General features: G+C 60.2%; 16 protein-coding genes and 1 tRNA gene. 3 read left to right on the top strand and 14 right to left on the bottom strand.

Annotated elements, in window-relative coordinates; all coding sequences use genetic code 11:
• Positions 1–28 precede the first annotated feature (28 nt).
• The 12 genes from WNZ14_RS02685 to WNZ14_RS02630 all read right to left on the bottom strand — a co-directional run bounded on the left by WNZ14_RS02685 (position 29) and on the right by WNZ14_RS02630 (position 10,918).
• Entirely contained in the window at positions 29–1,351 is a 1,323-nt protein-coding gene (locus WNZ14_RS02685; protein WP_342867058.1) for a S41 family peptidase, read from the bottom strand.
• Positions 1,341–2,768, bottom strand: coding sequence for a murein hydrolase activator EnvC (locus WNZ14_RS02680; RefSeq protein ID WP_342867057.1), 1,428 nt, complete (start codon positions 2,766–2,768; stop codon positions 1,341–1,343). Before WNZ14_RS02680 ends, WNZ14_RS02685 begins: the two co-directional genes overlap by 11 nt.
• Positions 2,769–2,935: 167 nt before the next feature.
• A complete protein-coding gene (gene rlmH, locus WNZ14_RS02675; RefSeq protein WP_342867056.1) occupies positions 2,936–3,418 on the bottom strand; it encodes a 23S rRNA (pseudouridine(1915)-N(3))-methyltransferase RlmH in 483 nt (160 codons plus the stop codon).
• Positions 3,419–3,552: 134 nt separating this feature from the next.
• Positions 3,553–3,981, bottom strand: coding sequence for a ribosome silencing factor (gene rsfS / locus WNZ14_RS02670; protein WP_342867055.1), 429 nt, complete (start codon positions 3,979–3,981; stop codon positions 3,553–3,555).
• An 82-nt stretch (positions 3,982–4,063) separates the two neighbouring features.
• A complete protein-coding gene (locus WNZ14_RS02665) occupies positions 4,064–4,669 on the bottom strand; it encodes a nicotinate-nucleotide adenylyltransferase (protein ID WP_342868489.1) in 606 nt (201 codons plus the stop codon).
• Between the two features lie 35 nt (positions 4,670–4,704).
• Positions 4,705–5,988 carry a glutamate-5-semialdehyde dehydrogenase gene (locus WNZ14_RS02660; protein ID WP_342867054.1) on the bottom strand — a complete coding sequence of 428 codons (1,284 nt, stop codon included), beginning with the start codon at positions 5,986–5,988 and terminating at the stop codon, positions 4,705–4,707.
• Positions 5,989–6,127: 139 nt separating this feature from the next.
• The gene (gene proB, locus WNZ14_RS02655) at positions 6,128–7,249 is read right to left on the bottom strand and encodes a glutamate 5-kinase (RefSeq protein WP_342867053.1); all 1,122 of its coding nucleotides are present in this window, start codon (positions 7,247–7,249) and stop codon (positions 6,128–6,130) included.
• Between the two features lie 2 nt (positions 7,250–7,251).
• The gene (gene obgE / locus WNZ14_RS02650; protein WP_342867052.1) at positions 7,252–8,304 is read right to left on the bottom strand and encodes a GTPase ObgE; all 1,053 of its coding nucleotides are present in this window, start codon (positions 8,302–8,304) and stop codon (positions 7,252–7,254) included.
• Positions 8,305–8,546: 242 nt separating this feature from the next.
• On the bottom strand, positions 8,547–9,074 hold the full coding sequence (locus WNZ14_RS02645) for a DUF3833 family protein (RefSeq protein WP_342867051.1): 528 nt from the start codon (positions 9,072–9,074) through the stop codon (positions 8,547–8,549).
• Between the two features lie 76 nt (positions 9,075–9,150).
• Entirely contained in the window at positions 9,151–9,840 is a 690-nt protein-coding gene (locus tag WNZ14_RS02640) for a GNAT family protein (protein WP_342867050.1), read from the bottom strand.
• 133 nt (positions 9,841–9,973) lie between these two features.
• Positions 9,974–10,243 carry a 50S ribosomal protein L27 gene (gene rpmA / locus WNZ14_RS02635; protein ID WP_342867049.1) on the bottom strand — a complete coding sequence of 90 codons (270 nt, stop codon included), beginning with the start codon at positions 10,241–10,243 and terminating at the stop codon, positions 9,974–9,976.
• A 78-nt stretch (positions 10,244–10,321) separates the two neighbouring features.
• Positions 10,322–10,918 carry a 50S ribosomal protein L21 gene (locus tag WNZ14_RS02630; protein ID WP_342867048.1) on the bottom strand — a complete coding sequence of 199 codons (597 nt, stop codon included), beginning with the start codon at positions 10,916–10,918 and terminating at the stop codon, positions 10,322–10,324.
• Positions 10,919–11,244: 326 nt separating this feature from the next.
• Here WNZ14_RS02630 and WNZ14_RS02625 point away from each other — a divergent pair.
• Positions 11,245–11,334, top strand: a tRNA-Ser gene (locus WNZ14_RS02625).
• Between the two features lie 207 nt (positions 11,335–11,541).
• Here WNZ14_RS02625 and WNZ14_RS02620 read toward each other — a convergent pair.
• Together WNZ14_RS02620 and WNZ14_RS02615 are read right to left on the bottom strand one after the other, a co-directional pair.
• On the bottom strand, positions 11,542–11,715 hold the full coding sequence (locus tag WNZ14_RS02620) for a hypothetical protein (protein WP_342867047.1): 174 nt from the start codon (positions 11,713–11,715) through the stop codon (positions 11,542–11,544).
• Positions 11,716–11,870: 155 nt separating this feature from the next.
• The gene (locus tag WNZ14_RS02615; protein ID WP_342867046.1) at positions 11,871–12,797 is read right to left on the bottom strand and encodes a LysR family transcriptional regulator; all 927 of its coding nucleotides are present in this window, start codon (positions 12,795–12,797) and stop codon (positions 11,871–11,873) included.
• A gap of 107 nt (positions 12,798–12,904) precedes the next feature.
• Here WNZ14_RS02615 and WNZ14_RS02610 point away from each other — a divergent pair, with 107 nt between their 5' ends.
• Both WNZ14_RS02610 and WNZ14_RS02605 read left to right on the top strand, forming a co-directional pair.
• The gene (locus WNZ14_RS02610) at positions 12,905–13,687 is read left to right on the top strand and encodes an isochorismatase family cysteine hydrolase (RefSeq protein WP_342867045.1); all 783 of its coding nucleotides are present in this window, start codon (positions 12,905–12,907) and stop codon (positions 13,685–13,687) included.
• A complete protein-coding gene (locus tag WNZ14_RS02605) occupies positions 13,684–14,721 on the top strand; it encodes an ABC transporter substrate-binding protein (RefSeq protein ID WP_342867044.1) in 1,038 nt (345 codons plus the stop codon). Before WNZ14_RS02610 ends, WNZ14_RS02605 begins: the two co-directional genes overlap by 4 nt.
• Position 14,722 lies beyond the last annotated feature (1 nt).

Raw genomic sequence — 14,722 nt, 5'->3', positions numbered from 1 at the left:
GCAGGCGGGGCGGCGGAACAAAGGTGCGTCAGTTCTTGATCGAGGCCTGATCCGGGTTGGGCGGGAAAGCCGGGTCGGTTTTCACGCCGCGCAAAAGATCCAGCGCATAGCCGAGCTGGACATCGTCCTTTGGATCCGGCGGGACATAGGCAATCGAGCCGGAGCCTTCCTCGGATTCGTTCTCGCCCTGGATATGGCCGCGCAAAGCGCTTTCCCCTGAAGGCTTCACCCTGCCACGAAGTTCTTCCGGCACAGGCTCCTCGACGCGGATATCGGGCTTGATGCCGGTCCCCTGGATCGAAGTGCCCGACGGCGTGTAATAGAGCGCCGTGGTGAGGCGGAGTGCGGTTTTTGCATCCAGCGGAATGATGGTCTGCACCGAGCCCTTGCCGAACGATGTCGTGCCAAGAACGGTGGCGCGACGGTGGTCCTGCAGCGCGCCAGCCACAATTTCCGAAGCAGAAGCCGAGCCGCCGTTGATCAGGACGATGACCGGTTTGCCGCCGACCAGATCGCCGGGACGGGAGTTGAAGCGGCGTGTTTCTTCCGGATTGCGGCCACGGGTGGAGACAATCTCGCCACGATCAAGAAAAGCGTCGGAGACGCTGATCGCCTGATCGAGCAGGCCGCCCGGATTGAGCCTGAGATCGAGCACGAAGCCCTTGAGCTTGTCCTTGCCGACTTCGTCAGTGATCTTTTCAATCGCATCGGAGAGATCGTCATAGGTTTTCTCGGTGAACGAGATCACCCTGAGATAGCCAACGTCCTCTTCGACCCGGAACCGGACCGCCTTGACGGCGATGATATCGCGGACGACCTTGATCTTGATCGGCTGATCGGCACCTTCGCGCAGAACGGTCAGCTCGATCGCGGTGTTGACCGGACCGCGCATCTTGTCGACAGCTTCGCCGAGCGAAAGACCGCGGACTGCCTCGCCATCGATTTCGGAAATGAAGTCGCCAGCCAGAACGCCCGCTTTCGATGCAGGCGTGTCATCGATAGGGGTGATGACCTTGACCAGCTCATCTTCCATCGTGACTTCGATGCCAAGGCCGCCGAATTCTCCGCGGGTCTGGGTTCGCATGTCATCTGCGTCTTGCTGATTGAGGTAGCTCGAATGCGGATCGAGCGAGGTGAGCATGCCGTTGATGGCGCTCTCGATCAGCTTGTCTTCCTCCGGCGGCGTCACGTACTGAGCGCGCACGCGCTCAAAGACGTTGCCGAAGATGGCAAGCTGCCGATAGGTCTCGGATCCCGCAGCATTGGCTGAACCGCCATAGGAGTTGATCGCGCTCACGGCTGTGGCGCCCATCAATGCGCCTACCGTCAGAAGTGTCACCTTACGTATCATTGCTTGCCTTTCTCGAAGACATATCGTCTTTCCACCACGACCGAGGATCGACCGGTTGACCGTCTTTTCGTATCTCAATGTAGAGCGTTGGACGCTCCGATGCCAGCGACAAAGCCGCCGAACCTGCAAATCTCGTCTGTCCCATTGTCGCCAGGGGCTCTCCAGCGACCACGAACCGGCCAGCCGAGACCTTGATCTTTTCCATTCCAGCCAAAACCACATGGTGATTTTCGCCGGCATCGATAATAACCACCTGCCCATAGCTGCGGAACGGGCCGGCATAGGCGATCCAGCCGTCAGCCGGGGCGTAAACTGTCGCGCCCTTTTCCGTGGCCAGAACTTCGCCTGCCAAGGTGTGTCCGGCTCCGTCGTCCGCGCCAAAATAGCGTACCGCATCGCCCTTTACCGGGAGTGACAGCGTACCGGTTAGTTTCGAAAATGCATATGCGGGCATAATACGGTTTTTGTCGGGCACCGCGACTGCGGCAAAGGCCCGCGCCCGCTCCAGCCGCTCAGCCAGTTGCTGCTGACGTTCCTCCTCGGCCTTGCGGGCCAGCTCGGCCGCCTGCCTCAGAGAGCCAATTTCATCCGCCAGCGTGGCGATGACTGATTCGAGCTCGCCTGAACGCACAGAAAGGGCTTCAGCCCGTTGGCGTTCACGATCAAGGCGCCGCCGGCTTTCTTCCTGAAGGGCGGCTTTCTCCGAGACCAGATTGGCCAGGCGCTGCTCCTCGTCCGCATTTTCCTCAAGCGCCGTGGCAAGAGAGACCCGCTCGGACGCAATGGCCTGGCGAAGGGCGGCCAGTTCTTTCAGATCCGATGCAAGGGCTTGAGTCTCGGCACGGATCTCAGGCACCACGGCGCCGAGCAAAATGGCGCTTCTGACGGATGATAGCGCGTCCTCGGGGCTAACCAGAAGCGCAGGAGGCGGATCTCGACCGATTCGCTGCAGGGCGGCAAGCACTTCTGCAAGAACCGACCGGCGGGAGACAAGCGACAGACGCACCGATTCCTGCCGCTCCGACAGACCGGTCATCGCTTGTTCGCCGGAGGTGATTCGCTGGTCGAGCTCTGCCCGCCGGGAGGCGGTCTCGGCAACCTTGCGGTCAAGTTCCTGCTGGTCGGTGCGTAGTGCCGCAATATCGGCTTCGAGCGCCGCAAGCGCCTTGGCCGCAAGTGCCGATTCGTCGGCGACCGATTGCAGCTCCTGCCGGCTGGCCTCCTGCTCCTGCTCGAGTTCGGTGGCGACGCTGGCAGATTCGGGTTCTGTCGCGTCTGTCGCGTGGGCGGGTGCGGCGCCAAAGGGGACAATCAGTGTCGAGGCGAGCAGACCAATTGCAAGAGCCCCGTGCAGTGCCTGGCCCAAGCGCAGCCGACGGCTGATCACAGCCATTGCTGTGCCGGACAGTGTCTGCACGGATCGGGAGCTCCACATGACCTCACCCTAACGAATTTCGTGTTAACGCTCCATGAACCATATTGCCTCACGGGATCACTTCTTTGCGAGGCCGACCGCAGGCAGTGGCGTCTGAACGACCCGGCCCATGCCGGAACGTGAAGCTGCAAAGCCACCATAGGCGGCGTTCAGGCGCGATGATAGGGATGGCCGGAGAGAATGGTGACGGCGCGGTAGAGCTGTTCGGCAGCCATGATGCGCACCAATTGATGCGGCCACGTCATTCGACCGAAGCAAATCACGGCATCGGCCCGGGCGTGCAATTCCGGATCCAAGCCATCAGCGCCGCCGATAGCAATGACCAGATCGCGGCGGCCATCATCACGCAGCCTTGCAAGCGTATCGGCGAAGCCGGGCGAATCAGGTGTCTTGCCGCGTTCATCGAGCAGAATGAGGGCAGCGCTGTCGGGCATGCTGCGGGTCAGCATGGCTGCTTCCTCGCGTTTGCGGAGATCGGCGGTGGCGGCGCGGCTTTCCGCAACTTCGATGGTTTTGGCGAAATCCAGCCCCAACGCGCCGCCCGATTTGGCGAAGCGATCAAGATAACGGCTCGAGAGCTCGCTTTCAGGACCTGCCTTGAGCCGTCCGACGGCAAAAAGAGTGATGCGCATGATACCTGCGTTTCTTTACCGAGATCAGCGCAAAAAACCCATTCCCGCACTGCCACGCATGACCGTGCGGTGTCGAACCTGATCCTGAAAACCAGTCAAACCGGCAAGCACAAAGGCCTGTCAGATTGGTCTGGTCAGTGCAGTTTTCCGTCTTCGATTTCGGGGGTCTGCCACATCTTCTCGATGTTGTAGAACAGCCGAATTTCAGGCCGAAAAACATGGATGATGACATCACCTGCATCGATGAGCACCCAATCGCCGTTCGCCAGACCCTCGACCCGGGGATTGCCGAAACCGGCGTCCTTGAGTTCGCTGATGAGGCGATCGCAGATAGATGCGACGTGGCGGCTCGATCGGCCCGAGGCAACAACCATATGGTCGCCCAGCGCTGATTTCCCTGCGATGTCGATGGCTACGATGTCTTCTGCCTTGGAGTCCGCCAAACTGTCGCGGACCAGTGTGAGCTCACGCAGAGCGGCATGTTCGTCGCTTCCCGTGGCTTGCGAGAAATCGCCGTTGGCGTTCCCCTTCACGTGTTCTGTTCTCAGGGTGGTTCCTTTCATTATCCTGAACAGTCCAACAAGCGTCCCAATCGCCAAAGCAAGTGCGACGCAACCTAAAGATAGTCACGGACCGTGGGGTTTTTCAAGATGTGGTGGTTTTATTCGTGGCGCGCTCGCTGCGGATTGCGCTGGAAGAGAGCGACGAACGCGGGCCGTGGATGAAGGTCCAGGCCGGCGCCTTGAGAAAGGGCAGCCTGGCTGCATCGTCTTCATCGATGCGGGCATTGCTGAACGTCTTGGCCATCTTTGATGAAAGGTAGGCAAGCGTCGATCCTGGCCGATCAATCACGGCTATGGGGAAAGTCTGGGCAATACCGCGCCAGTCCTGCCATTTGTGAAACTGCTTGAGATTGTCCGCGCCCATGATCCAGACGAAGTTGATGCCGGGATTGCGCGCCTTGACGTAAGCCAGCGTCTGCGCGGTGTAATGGAGATTGCTGGCGGCCTCGAAAGCGGTGACCTTGACCTTTGGTCCGGGCGCCATCCGCCTGCTCAAGGCCACGCGTTCATCGAGGCTCGCGAGCTCATTGTGGCTCTTCAGCGGGTTTCCAGGCGTCACCATCCACCACAGCTGATCCAGGCCCAGGCGACGGAGCGCGATTTCGGCAACCAGTTCGTGGCCCCGGTGTGGCGGGTTGAATGAGCCGCCAAACAGGCCGACGCTCATACCCGGTTCGACATACGGCATCTTCAGGTAGGGCGGGGTCCTGGTGGACTGTTGGTTCAAGGCCGGATCTGGCCGGTGCCGCGGACGCGGTACTTGAACGATGTCAGCTGTTCGACGCCGACCGGGCCGCGGGCATGCATCTTGCCGGTGGCAATGCCGATTTCCGCGCCCATGCCGAACTCGCCACCGTCAGCAAACTGGGTGGAGGCATTGTGCAGCAGAATGGCCGAATCAACTTCCGTGAAGAAGCGCTCGACCACAGCGGGGTCTTCGGCAATGACGGCTTCGGTGTGGCTGGACGACCACTCAGCAATATGGGCGATTGCTTCATCGATGCCGTCGACAAAGCGTGCGGCGATGATGGCGCCGAGATATTCGGTGCGCCAGTCGTCTTCCGTTGCGGGCATCGCTGCGGGCATCAGGTTGATGACCGCGTTGTCGCCGTGGACTTCGCAGCCTGCGGCGGCAAGATCGGCGAGGATGTCGGCAGCCACGTTCCGATCCATGGCGCTGTCGAGCAGCAGGGTTTCGGCCGCGCCACACACACCTGTTCGCCGCATCTTGGCATTGACCACGATGGCGCGTGCCATGGCGGGATCAGCGGATTTGTCGACATAGATGTGGCACAGGCCCTCGAGATGGGCAAAGACGGGAACGCGCGCATCGGCCTGAACGCGGGCGACCAGACTCTTGCCGCCGCGCGGCACGATGACATCGACGGTGCCATTCAGGCCGGTGAGCAACGCACCGACTGCAGCGCGATCGCTGACCGGTATCATCTGGATGGCGTCGGCAGCCAGGCCGGCGCTTGTGAGCCCTTCGACCAGACAGGCATGAATGGCGCGGGAGGAATGGAACGAATCCGATCCGCCGCGCAGGATCACCGCGTTGCCTGCCTTGAGGCACAGCGCGCCGGCGTCAGCGGTGACATTGGGGCGGCTTTCATAGATCACGCCGATAACACCTAGAGGCGTGCGGACCCGCTCGATCTTGAGCCCGTTGGGACGGTCCCAGGCGGCAATCACATCGCCGACAGGATCGGGCAGTTCAGCAATGGCGCGAATCCCTTCGATGATGCCGTCAATGCGGCTGTCATCAAGTTTCAGCCGGTCGACAAACGAGGCTGCCATATCACTCGCGAGTGCTGCTTCGACATCAAGCGCGTTGGCAGCGAGAATATCCTGACGGTGCGCGGTAATTGCGTCAGCCATGGCGTTCAGCGCTGCGTTCTTCTGATCCGTGCCAGCAATCGCAAGCGGTCGCGCGGCAGCCTTCGCCTTGCGGCCGATTTCGGCCATCAGTGCGATAATGTCTGCTTTGCTATCGGTCTTGTCGAGCATGAGGGTACTCCCGGCTTGCGATCAGGCAGGTTTCTTACGCAATCGGGGTGAAGTCGTAAAGCCGGGATGCACTGCATGTCCGGACAGACCGTCAGCATGTGCCGTTCTTCAAAGCGACTTCGACCCAAACGGTCACGCGCTAGCTGATCACCATGTCGTCGCGGTGGATCATGGCGGCACGGCCGGAGTAGCCCAGTATGGCCTCGATCTCGGTTGATTTGCGGCCGGCGATGCGGCGCGCTTCGTCCGCGTCATAGCTCGAAAGGCCGCGCGCGATTTCGCGGCCTTGGCTGTCACAGACCGCGACTGGGTCGCCACGATGGAAGTCGCCGGTCACATCCCGGACACCAGCAGGCAGCAGGCTCTTGCCGGAGCGAAGTGCTGTTTCCGCGCCGCTGTCGATTGTCAGCCTGCCGGCAGGCTCAAGCTGACCCGCGATCCAGATCTTGCGGGCCGACTGGGGTGTGCCCGATGGCTGGAACCAGCTTGATCTGGCGCCCTGATCGATGGCTGAGAGCGGATGATCGGTCTTACCCGAGGCGATGATCATGGCGCATCCCGCACCGGTGGCGATCTTGCCGGCATCGATCTTGGTCTTCATTCCGCCGCGCGAGAGTTCAGATCCGGCATCGCCCGCCATGGCTTCGATCTCGGGCGTGATCGCGTCAATGGTTTCGAGAAACCGGGCTTCGGGATCAAGATGCGGCGGGGCGGTGTAAAGCCCGTCGATGTCGGACATCAGCACCAGCAGGTCGGCGCCGGCCATGGTGGCAACGCGGGCGGCCAGCCGGTCATTGTCGCCATAGCGGATTTCGCTGGTGGCGACAGTGTCGTTCTCGTTGATGATAGGCACCGCGCCATGACGCATCAGTTCGGCCATGGTGGCGCGGGCGTTGAGATAGCGGCGGCGCTCCTCCGTGTCTCCCAGCGTCAGCAGGATCTGTCCGGCGACAATGCCGTGGGTCGACAGGCTCGACGACCAGGCCCGGGCGAGCGCGATCTGGCCAACGGCTGCGGCGGCCTGGCTTTCCTCAAGCCGCAGCGGTCCGCTGGGCAGGCCAAGCACGGTACGGCCCATGGCTATGGCGCCGGAAGAGACGACCAGAACCTCGGCACCTGTCCGTTTCAGAGCCGAAATGTCGGCGCAGAGCGATTCGAGCCAAGCGGCTTTCAAGCCGCTGTTGCGATCAACCAGCAGAGCGGAGCCAATCTTGATGACAATGCGCTTGTGCGCAGAAACAGGTTTGCGGTGGGCTGCCATCTTCAGTCTTTCGTATCGCCCTTGCCGCCCTTGCTGTTTGCGGCTGCCGCATCATCTTCTTCCGCCTTGGCGCCGACAATGACATCGCGGAGCGCGCGCAGCCCACCGGTCATGCCTTCGCCGGTGATGGCTGAAATTTCGTAAGGCGTCCGCCCGGCGGCCTTCTTCAAAGCCCGGACCTTTTCAGCCCGTTCCTTTGCCTCAACCACATCGACCTGACTGAGGGCCACGACTTCATGTTTGTCGGCGATGCCGTGACCGTAGGCCTCGAGTTCGTGGCGGACGGTCTTGTAGGCCTTGGCGACGTCTTCCTCCAGCGCTGAAACCAGATGCAGAAGCACACGGGTGCGCTCGACATGGCCGAGGAAACGGTCACCGATACCGACGCCCTCATGGGCGCCCTCGATCAGGCCGGGAATGTCGGCAAGCACGAATTCACGACCGTCGATGGTGGCGACGCCCAGGTTCGGGTGCAGCGTCGTGAAGGGGTAATTGGCGATCTTCGGTCGTGCCCGGGTCACCGATGCGAGGAAGGTCGACTTGCCGGCATTGGGCAGGCCGATCAGGCCGGCGTCGGCGATCAGCTTGAGCCTTAGCCAGACGGTCTTTTCCTGGCCTTCCAATCCGGGATTGGCGTGGCGGGGGGCCTGATTGGTGGCTGATTTGAAATGTGCATTGCCGAAGCCGCCATTGCCGCCGACTGCCAGGCGGTAACGCTGGCCGATCTCGGTGAGATCGCAGATCAGGGTCTCGTTGTCTTCTTCGAAGATCTGGGTTCCCGCAGGCACCTTCATGGTAACGCTGTCGCCACCGGCGCCGGTGCGGTTGCGGCCCATGCCATGGCCGCCAGTCTTGGCCTTGAAGTGCTGCTGGAAGCGGTAGTCGATCAGCGTGTTGAGGCCATCGACGGTTTCCACCCAGACATCGCCGCCACGGCCGCCATCGCCGCCATCGGGGCCGCCGAACTCGATGTACTTCTCACGCCGGAAAGAGACGCTGCCGCCGCCGCCGTCGCCTGAGCGGATATATACTTTGGTTTCGTCGAGGAATTTCATCTGGCTTTACCGATCCGGGCTTTCAACGCGTGTGAAGAGCTGTGTGGTTTATCTAGATCACACAGGACGCTTCAGCAGTTTACATTTGTCGCACGATTTTTACCTTGAATCGTGTTTGATTCAAGCAATCCTGCGGACGCCGGACTGGCGTGCACCTCCGGCTTTGCGCGCATCGATAAACGGCTCGGCACGCAAGGTCAAAGCCTATTGCTTCAGGTGGTAAAGGCGCGGGCCAGCGCCAGTCAGGGTTTGATGGCCTTGGCACCTGCCAATGTGGGGGCGAAATTGACCCTGACGCGGGCGACCGGAAACAGGAATTTTGTCACCAACGCGGTGTTGCGCAGAGTGCCATCATCCTGAAGCACCAGCTTGTCATAGAAACGGACAATGTTGGGGTCACCACCCGGGTTGAGATCCACCCGATAGGTGAAGCGGGCTGTGTTGCCGGAGATATGCACTGTGGTTTCGCCCAGCACATCTTCCCGGGTGCCGGTATAGGTCTTGGGACCGGTGCGGGTGAAAATCCAGGTCTTGGTATCACGCTCGCCGTCATCGTAGCGGAAATCTTCGCGCAAACTCAATACCTTGCCGCGGACATGCCCGGTCAGGTCCACGCGGAAGCTGCGGCTCATTCCATTGATGGCGCCAAAGCTGCCGTAGGCGTAGGTCTTGCCCTTGAAGAAATCCTCAAGCCGGAGATCGGCTGCGTGGGCGGGAAACGAGGCTAGAGCCGCAAAGAGGAGAAGAGCGAGGGGGCGCAGAAGGGTCATGTTGAATTCCTTTCGGGGTCATGTTCCTTCTACGCTGTTGCGGGCGGGCCGGATTTCTCGGCCCGCCGTTTTTGATCTACCGCGCGTTTGGCCTGTTTTCATTTGACCAGCTGATCAGTGAAACCCAGGTCTTGCGGTCAAGTCTGAACCATTCGACTGCAGCACTGGCATTGATCGCCAGGACGTTGATCATACCGGTTCCCTGGAACTGGAAACCGCTTTTCTGCAGCACCCGGCGGGATGCCGGGTTGATGACCCTGCACCGGGCGTCGATATGCTCTATCTCACGGGTTCTGAAGGCCATGTCGACAAGGGCATGAACAGCCTGGGTGGCGATGCCGCGTCCCCAGAACGGCTCTCCGACCCAGTAACCCAGTTCGAGCGCCTTTCCGTCCGCAGTGATTTCCAGCGAACAGCAACCAAGCAGCTTGCCGGTTTCGGTTTCGGTGATGGCGTAGACGCAATTGCCATTCCCGCGTTTGACGGCAGTTCGCACAAAGGTTTCGGCGTCCGCGCGGCCGTAGGGATGCGGAATGCGTGACACCATGGTGGCGATGGCCGGATTATCGGCGAGAATGGCAATTGCGTCGATGTCCTCGGCGTGGGGCGCGCGCAGGACCAGATTTTCAGTCAGAAGGACCGGGCAATCATAGCCTGATGCCGTCCGTTCGAAACTTTCCGTGTCGCTTGAGCTTATACAATCGCTGAGGTTGTCTCTGGGGGCCCGTGCACTGACGCTCGGGCTGCTGCCTGGTTCTTGTCTCATGGTCGTTCTCCGGTTTTGGACAAAAGAAAAGGGGAGATGGTGTCCCATCTCCCCTGTCCTTTTTCCGGTTCTCCGGAGGATGCCTTGTCAGGCCGGGTCAAATGAGACACCGGCTTGCAAAATGCGATCCGGCTTATTCCGCTGCTTCCGCTTTCGCGACAACGGACACATAGGTTCGGCCGTTGGCTGTCTTGCGAAAGTCAACATTGCCTGGCTGCACGGCAAAAATGGTGTGGTCCTTGCCAAGGCCTACGCCTGTGCCGGGATGCCATTTGGTGCCGCGCTGGCGAATGATGATGTTGCCGGAAATCACGGCTTCGCCGCCGAACTTCTTAACGCCGAGACGCTTGGAGTTCGAATCGCGACCGTTACGCGTTGAACCGCCAGCTTTTTTGTGTGCCATGGGTCTGCTCCTGTTTCGCCCTCAAGGGCGTTAGTCTGTTTGCGGCTTGACGCCGCCAGGGCCCGAACGGGCGGTTGATTACTTCGCGAGTGCCTTGGCCTGGTCGCGCCAATCCGAGATCTGGTCGGCGCTGAACGGCATGGCTTCGTCAATGCGGGCGACGTCCTTGTCGCTCAGCTTGGCGATCTGGGCAAAGGTGGTGATGCCCTGCTCGTTGAGCTGACCGGCCGCGACCGGGCCGATGCCCTTGATCGTGGTCAGATCGTCCGGCTCGCCCTTTGGCGCCTTGAACATGGGTGCCGCTGCGGTTTCAGCCTTGGGGGCTTCAGTCTTCGGTGCAGCCTTCTTCGACGGCTTTGCACCACCGGTCAGGATGTCGGTGATCTTGACGACAGTCTGATGCTGGCGGTGACCGCGAATACGCTTGGAATTCTGACGGCGACGCTTCTTGAAAGCGAGAACCTTGCGGGCACGGCCCTGCTCGACAACTTCGGCAACAACCATGGCGCCTTCAACGAAGGGTACGCCGAAAGTTGCGCCGGCGCCTTCGCCGACCATGAGAATTTCGTTGAACTCAACGGTATCGCCAGCGGCGCCTTCGAGCTTTTCGATCGTCAGAACGTCATTGGCGGCGACGCGGTACTGCTTACCGCCGGTTTTAATGACTGCGAACATCTTTTGTCCTTTCGTGTTCGTCCGGCTCTCGCCTTTCAGCGGGCCGTCTTTTTGCCAGTCGGAACTAATCGGCCGGTCCATCGCGGACGCAGCCGGGTGAAGCCTGTCTGAGTTCCGGTCTTCCGGATTGCCCAAACACAGGCCAACGGCGCAGGAAGCCCCACGCCGCATTCGGTTCGCGAGATACGTGAGAGAGGATCGGGAGTCAAGCCAATTTGGCTGTTCGAGCCCGGTTTGGGTGCGATAGGCAAACTTACCTCTTGTGTAAGCGAGCCACGCCAGTTATGGAAGCGCCCGCGCACTGATATTGCGCCGACCAAAGACGCGGAGAGGTGGCTGAGTGGTCGAAAGTACCGCACTCGAAATGCGGCGTGGGGGCAACTCCACCGTGGGTTCGAATCCCACCCTCTCCGCCATTGAATTTTTTACGTTTCTGAATTTCGTAAACAAATTTAAAGTGACGGCATCTGTTACCTATTCCCGTGCCTACTGATGTGTTTCTTGTGTCCCCGCTCACAATCTTGCCACGGGCGGAATGGCCACGGATCAGGTCGATCCGGACCCCAGCACGCAAGGGCATCTTTCCGTTGCTTCTTAAGATAAAGGCAGCCTGGCCAGCTTATTCATTTGTAGTTCGTGGCAGCATCGAGAGCTTTGGCTCTGCCCAGCAGAGAGAATTTTGCTGTCTGCGTGTTTCCTGAGAGCTGATAAAAATCAAAATCAACATTTGCGCCTTTCATGAAACTTGTGCGGACCGAACCCGTCAATGAAAAAGGGAACGATGCACCCTTTTTCATTGCAAGCCCTGTAAGCCAGCTTACCAAGAGGGCGTTGATCAGCCTTCATTGCAACTCCGCTGGACAGGAGCAAATTCAGTGGTGTTCGAAGCCTGCCGCACAAAGCACGGGCTCGCTTCAATGACAGAAACCGGGAATGTGTGCTGCACGGTTCATCAATCCACTGAGGGTCGGTATTCGTCGGAGAGGGACAGGGTGATCTGCTCGACGAAACGGGACGCGGCGACCGGCAAGGCGCGGCTTCGTTTGAGGCCGAGCAGGAGCATACCGCCGGTCACATCACGTGTATCGATTTCGCGGCTGATGATGCCCCTGTCTTGGGCGGCGACCTGAGACGCGCCCGGGGCGCCGATCTGAATCTGGAAGGTGATCGCGTCCGTCGTCGCTACATGGGCCATGAGGAATTCGAAGGAATCGCTTTGCACGATCGGCGGTTTTTTGAAGGTCTTGCCATGCAAGGCGCGTTCGAGAAGCATGCGTCCGCTGAAGCCCCTAAGGGCGAGGGCGACCGGATACTCATAGCATTGCCTGAGCCGCAGGATCTTGTGGCGGGCAAGCGGGTGGTCGCTCGCCATGATCGCCGCCAGGCGTTGCGGTACAGCCAGATGCACCTCGTAGTCGGGCACGGTCTTCTCATCAAACACCAGCGCGATATCCACCTGAAAGGCTTCCAGCGCTTCGGCGGCGCGGCTGTGTTCCATGACCTGGACGTTGAAGGTAACTTCCGGATACCTGGCCTGGTAGCGGGCGATCTGCGCCGGGAGGAAATACGGCATGAGGGCCTGGCTGCAGCCTATGTTGACATGCCCGCGCCTGAGACCGGCGAGATCAGCGATCAGCGAATTGAGCCGTTCGGTGTCTGCAAGCGTCTGCCTTATGTGCTGGATGGCCATTTCACCGGCCGCATTGAGCCGGACACCCTTGCTGGTGCGCTGGAAAATCTCGAACCCGAGCTCGTCTTCGTAGTTTTGCAAGCGGCGCTGCACAGCTGACGGCGTCTGATTCATCTGCTCGGCCGCAGAGCGGATGGAGCCCGTGCGTGCGATTGCGTCGATCATGCGAAAGGTGACGAGATGTTTCATGCACGTGACCCTATCACGCGTTGCGTTTTGAGCAACGCGGCCGAGAAAATTTAGCACAAGACAGCTACACGGCAACACGTCAACACTCTTCCCAACAGGAGAGTGGCGTGGACAACACCCAAGAGCAAAGGCAACGGAGAGATCGATGGTCGCGTGATGCGTCCGGGATCAGCCTTGTGCGCCCAGCATTCGAACCGCGTCCGATCAGATTTTCCGCTGAGCCCGAGCCGGTGGCGGTCGATGTTGCGCGCTCTGCCCTTATCATCATCGACATGCAGAATGATTTTCTGGATGCCGAGGGCTGGTTCGCTGCTGTCCGCAATGCGGAGGTTGCACCGCTCGGCGGCATCATTCCACGCATCAACGCACTTTCCTCTGCCTTTCGGGGCCAAGGTGCGCCGGTCATCCATCTCAACTGGGGTGTGCGCGCCGATGTGGCCAACTTGCCGGCCAATGTGGTCGACAAGGGATCGTCCTGCGGACAGATCCCTGGCTACGGCGACACTATTGCTTCAGGCGACGTGCTGGTTGAAGGCAGCTGGGGCGCAGCCAGCGTGCCGGCGATCGATCAGGCCGATGCAGACATCACGGTGTTCAAGCATCGGCTGTCGGGCTTTCAGGACAATGAACTGGATCAGATCCTGCGCCGCCTTGGCATCACGACGATCTTCTACACCGGCGTGAACCTCGACCGCTGCGTCTTTGCCACCCTGATGGACGGTTGCTTTCAGGGATACGACGCGGTGCTGGTCGAGGACGCAACGACCACGGTTTCGCCTGGCTATGTCAGCGACGCCATCCTCTACCTCATCCGGCTTCTCTACGGCTTTACCACCCAGACCCAGGCGCTTCTCGAAGCAATCGAAACAGACATTGGAGAGACAGCATGACCATTACTCGACGCCGTTTCACACAACTCGCCGCAGCAGGACTTGCATCAGGCCTCGCCTCGCCGGCAATCGGCCAAAGCAAGACCAAGCTGAACATGATCCTCAACTGGACCTATCAGGGGCCACAGTCGTGGTTTTTCCAGGCAAAGGACAACGGCTATTTTGACGAGGTCGGCATCGATCTTACGATCGACCAGGGCAAGGGCTCCGGCGCGGCCGTCGGCCAGGTCGCAGGCGGCGCCTATGACGTGGGCTTTGGCGACGTCAACGCGCTGATCCGTCTCGCCGGAACCACCACGGAAGAGACGCCGATCTGCGTCTACCAGATGTACAACAAGCCGCCCTTCACGGTGGCGGTGCTGTCGAAATCCGACATCAAGACCGCAGCCGATCTGCAGGGGCGCAAGCTTGGCGGTGCCGCCAATGACGGCGCGCTCAAGCTGTTCCCGGCCTTTGCCAATGTTGCCGGGCTCGACACTTCAGGCATCGAGATCCTCAACTTTCAGTCCAACCTGCGCGAGCAGATGCTGAAATCCGAACAGGTCGATGGTGTGTTCGGCTACGTCAACACGATCCGGTTCTCGGCCAAGCTTTCGGGCATGAATCCTGACGAGGACATTCGTTTCATCAATTACGGTGATTACGGGATGGACCTCTATTCGAACGGGATCATCATCTCGAAAAAGCTGGCCGCTGAAAGCCCGGAACTGGTCAAGGGCATGGTCTGGGCCATCAACAAGGGCGTCAAGGACACGCTCGCTGATCTGGACGCGGCGGTGGAATCCGTCGCAATGCGTGAGCCGCTGATCAACAAGGAAGTTGAGAAGGAACGGCTGATCGCGACCCTGCAGGACGAGATGAACCATCCCGAGCTGGCAAAGACCGGTCTGGGTGATGTCGACCCGGCCCGCTTCAAGGAATCCATCGATCTGGTGGTCAAGGCCGACGGTCTGGAGCGAACCCCGGCCCCGTCAGAGATCTTCACCGACGCGTTCCTGCCGTCCGCTGAAGATCGCATCTACAAGCTTCTCTGAG

It is taken from the genome of Hoeflea sp. AS60 (genome assembly GCF_038900115.1).
Taxonomy (GTDB): domain Bacteria; phylum Pseudomonadota; class Alphaproteobacteria; order Rhizobiales; family Rhizobiaceae; genus Hoeflea.
The sequence above is the reverse complement of the archived record's forward strand: the minus strand, read 5'-3'. Positions and strand labels throughout refer to the sequence as shown.